Here is a 7,767-nt window from a genome sequence, read left to right as displayed (position 1 = left end):
ATTCAGAAGGTTACCGTTGCCGGCGGCGGCGTGCTGGGCAGCCAGATTGCCCTGCAAAGCGCCTACAAAGGTTTCGATGTCACCATTTGGCTGCGCAGCGAAGGCTCGATCGAGCGTGCGAAGCCGAAGCTCGAGCGCTTGCGCGGCATTTACAAAAGCACCCTGGAGGCCCTGAAGACGAACCCGGCAGCGTGGTGCCGAGGCCTCACCGACTCGGCCGACGTGCCCGCCGAGAAGATCGACGAGCTTATTGCCCAGGTGGACACCGCTTTCGATTCCATCAAGCTTACCTGCAGCTATGACGAGGCCTTCAACGATGCCGATCTGGTCATCGAGGCCATCGCCGAAGTGCTCACGGAAAAGGAGGCCTTCTACGCCGAGGCCTGCCCGCATATGCCCGAGCGCACCATCGTCTGCACGAACTCCTCCACCCTGCTGCCGAGCGCCATCGTGGGCTACACCGACCGTCCCGACAAGTTCCTGGCCCTGCACTTCGCCAACAACATCTGGCAGAACAACACGGCCGAGGTGATGGGCCAGCCGGCCACCAGCCCCGAGGCCTACCAGGCCGTGGTGCAGTTCTCTCGAGCCATCGGCATGATTCCCCTGGAGCTGAAGAAGGAGCAGCCGGGCTACCTGCTGAACTCCATGCTGGTGCCGTTCCTCAATTCCGCCGAGGCCCTGCTCGCTAACGGCGTTGCCGACGTGGAGACCATCGACAAGGCCTGGATGCTGGGCACCGGCGCCCCCTTAGGCCCCTTCCGCATCCTGGACATTGTGGGCTTGACTACCGCTTATAACATTGTGGCCGCCAGCCCCGATGCCGCCAATCCCGACAGCATCGCCGGCAAAATTGCCGCTACCCTGAAAAGCTACATCGACGCTGGCAAGACCGGCGTGAACGCCGGCGAGGGCTTCTACAAGTACAACTAGCCGCATCGGCCAAAACTCACCGCTAAAGCCCGGGGGCCAAAAAGGACCCGGGCTTTTTGCTTGCGGGCCCGCTCGGCAGGCCACCCCCTAGTAAGAAAGCGCGTGGGGAATGAAGAGGCGCTGGTAGGTGGCCGTGGCGTAGCGATCGGTCATGCCGGCAATGTAGTCGGTCACCGCGCGCAAGTCGTCGCCCTCGGAAATGGAGCGATAGTCCTCGGGCACCTCGTCGATATGCTCCACGTAATAGTCGAACAAGTCGCTCAGCAGGTGCGTGGCCTTGTCCACCTCGGCCATGACCACCGGCGCCGTGTACACGTTGGCGAAGAGGAAGGATCGCAACTCCATCATGGCGTCCCACACCTCGGGACTCATGGCAATATCACCCGTGGCGGCCGACGTGTGCACCATGTCCCACACCAAGCGCTCGATACGTGCCGAATGGTTGGCTCCCAGCACCCGATGGGTGGTTTCGGGCAGATCGGTCTCGCTCAGAATGCCGGCGCGAATGGCGTCGTCGATGTCGTGGTTCACGTAGGCAATGCGGTCGGCGGTGCCCACAATGCGCCCCTCCAGAGTTTCCGCGCGCAAATTGCCCGTATGGTTGAGGATGCCGTCGCGCACCTCGGCCGTAAGATTGAGCCCAGCGCCCCCGTTCTCAATGCGCTCCACCACGCGCACGCTCTGCTCGTTGTGACGATAGAGCGTCTGGGCCCGGGGCGAAACGGGGTCGATGCCGCGATGCCGCGCCAACGAGGCGCTGAGCGCCGCCTCGCCGGTGTGGCCGAAGGGCGTGTGCCCCAAATCGTGACCGAGGGAAATGGCCTCGGTCAAATCCTCGTTGAGCCCGAGAGCGCGCGTAATGGTGCGGGCAATTTGGGCCACTTCCAGAGTATGGGTCAAGCGGGTGCGGAAGTGATCGCCTTCTGAGGCGAGGAACACCTGGGTTTTATGGGAGAGGCGCCGAAACGACTTCGAGTGCAGGATTTTATCGCGATCGCGCTGGTAATCGGTGCGCAGCACATCGGGGTCCGTCGACCGCTCGCGCCCCTCCGTGTCGGCCGCCCCCGCCGCATCCGGGGAAAGCTCACGGCGCTCCCGCTCTTCCTGGTATTCCCGATCGATCACGCGCATAGCAGCGTCCTTCCCTGCAGGGCCCCGCCCGAGCCGAGCCGTTGTTCTCCCAGTGTAGCAAACAAGAGGCCCTGGGACCGCCGTCAATGGTAACAGTGCATCGACTCCTGCCCCGCCCCTTCGCCTCCGGGGACAACCGCCCCGGAGGCTGGCGGAATGCCCTCGTTCGGCAACAACGAATCAACGGTGAGTTAAAGCCTTACTAATTGCCGAGCACCCCGCGGGGTGGGCAGGGTAGGCTGAAGTCACTGAACGTTTCGAGACTAAAGAGACTCCCATGGCATTCCTGAGGATTCACAAGGTAACGGAGCAGGACGAGATCGGCTATTTCGCACCCAAGACCTGGGAGTTTTGGCGCGCCCTGGCCGTGTGCTTCTGCCTGTGCTGCATTATCGGCCACTGGCTGGAAATGCCCTACTGCTTCTTCATGGACAAGTTCTTCGGCATTGTGGATGCCGACTACGCCGTCTGGAGCGACCCCTGGTACCACCCCTACTGGGTCTACGGTTTCGGCGCCGTGTTCATGACACTGCTCATCGAGCCTTTGAAGGAGCACTTCATCATGCGCCGCAAAACCCTGTGGGGCGCCTTCCTGGAATGCTTTGTGGCGGCCATCCTCATTGCCATGGTGCTCGAGCTGGTCATGGGGCTGCTGGTGAACCAGCCCGACCCCATCACCGGCGAATACCCCTTCTGGGACAACTCTCAGCTGCCGGGCAACGTGCTCGGTCAGGCATGGCTCGTGAACGACTTCTTCATCGGCCTGGTGTCCATGCTCTACGTATGGGTGGTCTTCCCCCTGGTGTGCGAGGGCTTCATGCACCTGCGCCCGCGGGTGGCCAACATCGTGTTCGCCCTGATCATTATCGGCTTCGGCCTGTGCTGTCTGGCATCCTACCTGGAATTGGCCCTGTGGGAGAAGTACTAGCTACAGCAAGCTGGCAATAAGCGCGGCGCGGGCCTCCAACACGGCGCCCTCGTCGGTATCGGCCACCGTGGCCGGACGGGGGTAGCGCTCGAGGACCCGACGGTCGGCCACAATGTCGGCGTTCTCCTTCACCGCAGCCTCCCGCGACGCCAGCGGTGTATTGGCGTCCAGGAACAACCCCTCCGCATTGGACACCAGCGTGTAGCCCGCCAAACCCGTGGTCTTCTGGTACGCCGCCGAGAAACCGCCATCGATGCACAGCACGCGTCCGTCGGCCTTCACCGGATCTTCGCCGTCCTTCGCCTTGACCGGCACATGACCGCACACAATGCGCGAGGCAGCCGGGTCCATGCCGAAGTCCTCGAAGATGCCGTCCACCACCGCCGCATTGTCGAGCAGTGAGTAGAAGGCGTTCTTCACCTCTTTGCGCGCCGCCTTGTCGGCAATGAGGTACAGCTCGAAGGTGGCCATCTTGCTTTTGGCGAAGAGGGGCGAGCCGGGGCCGAGCCACAGATACCACAGCATGTCGAGGCCACGTTTGCGCGCCTCGCCTTCCGCCTCAAAGGCCTCGCGGACGCAGCGGTCCACCATGTCGTAGAGGCTCTTGCCGCGGTACGTCTCGCCGAACAGGGTCACCTCCATGAGCGATCCGTCGGCATTCAGCGGCACACAGGCATGGAGCAGCAGGTTGCCGTTCTCTATTTTGTACAGGCTGCCATGCTCCAGGAAAAAGCCCATATGGCGCTGGAGCTTCTCGCTGTTTTGGAACGCAGCGCACAGCTGCTCGATAACCGCTTGCTCGCCGGGGGTAAGCTGATAGGGATCCTCCCAGTCCACCGTGGGAAAGACGGTGTCGATCAGTTCGTACTCCACGCCATCGACCACGACGGTACCGCGCTCGCGGTCCACCAGGTGCAGCAGGTTGCGGTCCTCCAAGCCAAAGCTGGGGTTCTCGGCAATGAGCTGGGCCTCCACCTTGAACTGAATGATGGCCATGGCCTTCTGGATCTTCTCGGTCAGCGTCGCTTCGGCATCCGTGAGCCCCGTGCGGTCTTTAAGCCCGAAGGCGGCACAGGGGTCGTCGGCATAGGCTTCGGCGGCGAAGGCGGCCAGCGGGCGCAGATTGATGCCGTAGGCGTCTTCCAAAATGTTCAAGTTGCCGTAACGGGCGCAGATGCGCACCACGTTGGCCACGCTGCCCGGCTGCCCCAGCGCCGCGCCCATCCACAAAATGTCATGGTTGCCCCACTGCACGTCCACGTTGGGGAACGTCAGCAGCTCCTCCATGATGAGCTGAGGCGCCGGACCGCGGTCGTACACGTCGCCCACCAGATGCAGCTGGTTTACCACCAAGCGCTGGATAAGGGTGCCCAAGGCCACGGCGAAGGACACTCCCTCGCCCGCCTCCAGATAGCCCGCCACAATGGCCGAGCAATAGACGCGCTTGGCCGCGTCGGCAGGATCGGCCGCTACCAGCTCTTCCATGAGCGCAAAATCCTCGGGGATCAGCGCGCAGACTGCGTCGAGGGAGGTCGAAGCGGCAGCACGACGGGCCACGGCCACGGCCAACGGCAGCTGCTCGGCCAGGTAAGCCTCGAGGCTGTTCGGCCCCGCCGCAACAAAAGCACACTTTTCCTGCGGGTAGAGGATAAAGCTGAGCAGCTCGGCCGCTTCATCGGCGGACAGCTGACCGCCGAACGCCTCTGCGATAAGCGCGCGCACGGCACCCGAGCCACCGCGCAGCACATGGGAGAACGCGTTGAACTCGCCGTGGATGTCGGAGGCGAACAGCTCGGTGCCCCGCGGCAGGGCACAGGTTGCCTGAAGCTCGACCAAAGCAGCGGCCGCCTCGGCCCGCGTGGGATACCTTTCCGCCAGCAGCTGACGCTGCGCTGTTTCCAGTGCGCTCACGGAAATCCTCCTTGGGGAAAGCGGCGCTGCTTTCTGCGCCGCGTCGGATACAGGGTTCGCTCTATTGTAGCGGTTCATAACCGCCATACTACAGGCATTCAACAGGAAGGAGGACAGTTTATCTGTCAGGTTTCGGGCGTTGCACACTTTCTCAATAACTCTCGTGCGCACCACGCTTTCGCCAAGCCGCTTGCTAATGTTTTCTCAATCCCGCGACCACGCTTTTCACGACCGAGAGACGGGCAGCACGGCCACGGAGTTCCTGGAGGTGAAAGAAGTGAGAGTTATGAGAAAACAGAACAGGATATCTAAGGCAATCTCCCTTGTGGCTGCGGCGCTCTTGGCGCTCTACCTCGTGCCGGCCACCGCCTTTGCCGCAAGCGACGACACCGCCGCGCAAGAAGGGGTCGACGACACCAGCGCGGCCCTGGTCCAAGTAACCACCGCCGATGGCACGAAGACGAGCTACGCCACCCTGGAAGAGGCAGTCGATGCAGCCCCGGCCGGCTCCACCGTCACGCTCCTTGCCGATCAGGAGGTAAGCGACATCCTCTCGATCAAGCAAGGCATCACCCTCGACGGCAACGGCCACACGCTCACGGCGCACAGCCGCGGCGTCTACCTGTACGGAGGCGACGACGAGGCTCACAGCGCCGCCTTCGTGCTGAAGAACCTCACCATCACGAACCCCGATGCCTACGGGCGCGTCCTCTCTACCCGCGATGGCTACAAGAGCTTGCGCCTTGAAGACGTCAAGCTCGTCGCGACCGGCGCGGGCAACACCCAGGTGCTCACCATCGGCGGCAACACCCCGCAGACCACCGACATTGCCATCGTGGCGAGCACGCTTACGGCCTCGAAGGCCGGTTACGGCATCATCACCTTCAACCCCGTCGACCTCACCATTGCCGACAGCCAGATCAGCGGCTACGCGGCTCTGTACATGAAGGGCCCCGATTCGTCCGCTGGATCCACCGGCTCGAAGGTGACCATCACCGACGGCTCCATTCTCAGCGGCGACGGCATTCCGGGTGTTACCAACAACTTCGGCACCATTGTGTTCCAGGGATGCGACGACATCGATATGACGGTGGATCATTCCACCATTAACGCCGACTCGCCCAACGAGAATCCTCCCACTACCCAGGCGGTACTGCTTTATTCCTCATACCCGGGCCCCGACACGACGCCCGCAAGCAACAACACCGTGACCTTCAAGGAAGGAACCACGGTCAACACTACGGGCACCTATAGCGCCTTGGCCTCCGGCAACGGCCAGAAAAACACCGTCGCCGCCAAGGACGGCACCTTCCATCTGGGCGGAAGCCTCTTCGATGCCACCCAGCCGGAGGGAGACGATCCGGCCCAGGGCACGAACCTAGTGGTAACGGGCGGCAGCTGGAACAAAGATGTCGCGCCTTACGCCCCTGCCGGCTACACCGAGCAGCGCACGGGCGGCGATGGCGACGCGCCCTTCACCGTCAGCAAGGCTACGCCGACCACCCCCGATACGCCCGCTACGCCCGACCAACCGACCAATCCGGATACGCCGAGCACCCCCGACACCCCGGGCACTACCGATCAGGGCACGTCCGACGATAGCGGCACCACCACCGGCTCCGAAACCACCCACACCGACGAGGGCACGCAAACCGACGACGGAACCGAAACCCACGTGACCGACAATCCCTTGGCCGACCACAACGGAGGCACGAACATCACCCACGCCACCGACACGGAAGACGAGCCGGGCACGACCGCGGGCGCCACATCTTCTACCCCGACCGTGCACCGCACTTCTACCGCCACCTCCTACCCGAGTCGCACCGCCTCCGTGCCCCAAACCGGCGATCCGCTGACGCAAGCCATGGCGCTGGCGGGAGCAGTTGCCCTCATGGCAGCCCTCGTGGCCGGAGCTTCGCTTATTCACCGCAAGCGCGCGAGCAATTAACCTCCCCTCCTCGCCGCTCTGCGCTCCTCTCTCACGGCGCGCCGCATTCGTCGGCGCGCCGTTTTTGTGCATACGCCCTGATCGATTCCGAAGAAGGCAGCATCTTTCAGCTACCGGCTGAACAAGCGCGCAAAAAATGTTCTCGCTCTCGACGACTTTATGGGCTACACTGCACTCTTGTCGCCTAATGCGCTACGAGAGGGGTGGTTGGTTTTGCGTGAGAACGAAGAGGTTCCCCTTGCGGAACGCGATCTCTTTCCCCCTACCCCGCCCGAGGGTTCTATCGGGCATTTGCGCAAAAGCAAAATCAGCGCTATCGGCATTGCCTTCATGCTCTTCTGCCTTGTTTCTGCCGGCGCCTTCGGCATCGAGGAAATCATCCCCGCTGCCGGCCCGGGTCTTACCCTGATCATCCTCATTGTGCTGCCCATCGTTTGGGCGCGCCCCATCAGCCGCCTTGTGGCCGAAGCCAACGCCATCCTGCCCCGCGAGGGCGGCATCTACGCTTGGGCCAAGGAGACCTTCGGCGAGTTCTGGGGCTTCCAAGCCGGCTGGTGGACCTCTATGGACACCTATATCTCCTCGGGAGCCTACATTGCCATGGTGGGCGGCTATACCGCCCAGCTGCTCTCGCTGGACGACGCCGGCACCTTCGGCGTGAAGCTTTTGGTAGTGGCCAGCTTCACCGTTATCAACTTGGTAGGCCTTGTTGAAGTGGAGCGCATCAGCTCGTTCTTCTCGGTGCTCATCATCATTGTGTTCGGCATGGCCGCCGTTTTCGGCTTCGTGAACTGGCAGACCAATCCCTTCGACCCCATATTCGCCGTGCCCGAGGCGCCCATGCAGTGCATTGCTGCCTCCATCAGCCTGGGCATTTGGATGTACTGCGGCTACGAGTGCATTGCCGCCATGT

Annotated in this window: 6 protein-coding genes; 4 read left to right on the top strand and 2 right to left on the bottom strand. The window is 62.7% G+C overall.

Annotation, left to right across the window (positions count from 1 at the left end; translation table 11 throughout):
* A partial coding sequence (locus QZ307_RS10085) for a 3-hydroxyacyl-CoA dehydrogenase (protein WP_295999499.1) occupies positions 1-933 on the top strand: 933 nt, incomplete at its 5' end.
* 87 nt (positions 934-1,020) lie between these two features.
* On the opposite strand, the gene QZ307_RS10080 is transcribed toward QZ307_RS10085, so the two are convergent.
* Complete coding sequence (locus tag QZ307_RS10080; RefSeq protein WP_295999497.1) at positions 1,021-2,064, bottom strand: deoxyguanosinetriphosphate triphosphohydrolase; 1,044 nt, start codon at positions 2,062-2,064, stop codon at positions 1,021-1,023.
* Positions 2,065-2,341: 277 nt separating this feature from the next.
* Between QZ307_RS10080 and QZ307_RS10075 the strand changes: the two genes are divergently transcribed.
* The gene (locus QZ307_RS10075) at positions 2,342-2,992 is read left to right on the top strand and encodes a hypothetical protein (RefSeq protein ID WP_275206383.1); all 651 of its coding nucleotides are present in this window, start codon (positions 2,342-2,344) and stop codon (positions 2,990-2,992) included.
* Here QZ307_RS10075 and QZ307_RS10070 read toward each other — a convergent pair whose 3' ends face one another.
* Entirely contained in the window at positions 2,993-4,903 is a 1,911-nt protein-coding gene (locus tag QZ307_RS10070) for a fructose-1,6-bisphosphatase (protein WP_295999494.1), read from the bottom strand.
* 196 nt (positions 4,904-5,099) lie between these two features.
* Between QZ307_RS10070 and QZ307_RS10065 the strand changes: the two genes are divergently transcribed.
* Entirely contained in the window at positions 5,100-6,854 is a 1,755-nt protein-coding gene (locus QZ307_RS10065) for a hypothetical protein (protein ID WP_295999492.1), read from the top strand.
* Positions 6,855-7,145: 291 nt separating this feature from the next.
* On the top strand, positions 7,146-7,767 hold a 622-nt coding region (locus QZ307_RS10060; protein WP_295999490.1), incomplete at its 3' end, for an amino acid permease.

The sequence above is a fragment of the uncultured Adlercreutzia sp. genome, assembly GCA_910585575.1.
GTDB lineage: Bacteria > Actinomycetota > Coriobacteriia > Coriobacteriales > Eggerthellaceae > Adlercreutzia.
This window is presented reverse-complemented; position numbering and strand designations above follow the sequence as displayed.

Excerpts from the sequence above, each read along its gene's own strand:
- QZ307_RS10075 (WP_275206383.1), top strand. The coding sequence starts at position 2,342 with ATGGCATTCCTGAGGATTCACAAGGTAACGGAGCAGGACGAGATCGGC.
- QZ307_RS10080 (WP_295999497.1), bottom strand. The coding sequence starts at position 2,064 with ATGCGCGTGATCGATCGGGAATACCAGGAAGAGCGGGAGCGCCGTGAG.
- QZ307_RS10065 (WP_295999492.1), top strand. The coding sequence starts at position 5,100 with ATGTTTTCTCAATCCCGCGACCACGCTTTTCACGACCGAGAGACGGGC.